The sequence below is a fragment of the Aliiroseovarius sp. PTFE2010 genome (assembly GCF_049943335.1).
Taxonomy (GTDB): Bacteria; Pseudomonadota; Alphaproteobacteria; order Rhodobacterales; family Rhodobacteraceae; genus JBNFVY01.
This window is the reverse complement of record NZ_JBNFVY010000043.1, coordinates 1-494: the sequence shown is the minus strand read 5'-3', so window position 1 is coordinate 494 and position 494 is coordinate 1. Positions and strand designations below refer to the sequence as shown.

Sequence of the window (494 nt, the reverse complement as noted above, 5' to 3'; positions counted from 1 at the left end):
TGGTTCGGGTGCTCGGCTAACGCCGCTGCGAACCAATAGGGAGAGAAGAAATGTACGACTATATCATCGTTGGGGCCGGATCCGCCGGTTGCGTTTTGGCCAACCGCCTGTCAGCAGACCCGGCAAAACGCATCGCGCTTATCGAAGCAGGCCCAAAAGACAAAAGCCCCCTGATCCACATGCCATTGGGCATCGCCAAGAACGCGGCCGAGATCATCCTGGGGCAGGTGCGCGTTCCTGATCGGAGCCGTACCGTTGCCTGAGAAGATCGAAGCGCCCCTAATAACGCAATTTTTGCCGGGGCTTAACCGCCCCTGTCATAACAAACCACAACCAGAATCCAGCGTCTTGCAGGCTTTGCAGGACGTGCGGAATACGACGCAGTAAATCAGATCCAAGGAGGAAGACAAATGCGCGGACAAATGATGGCGATGCCACTGACGATCCATTCACTGATCGATCATGGGGCCCGCTACCACGGCGACACCGAAATC

At 56.5% G+C, this 494-nt stretch carries 1 pseudogene; it reads left to right on the top strand.

The features are described from left to right. Positions 1–50: 50 nt before the first annotated feature. A pseudogene (locus ACP2AV_RS15690) lies at positions 51–197 on the top strand (lycopene cyclase family protein); the annotation flags it as partial. Positions 198–494 lie beyond the last annotated feature (297 nt).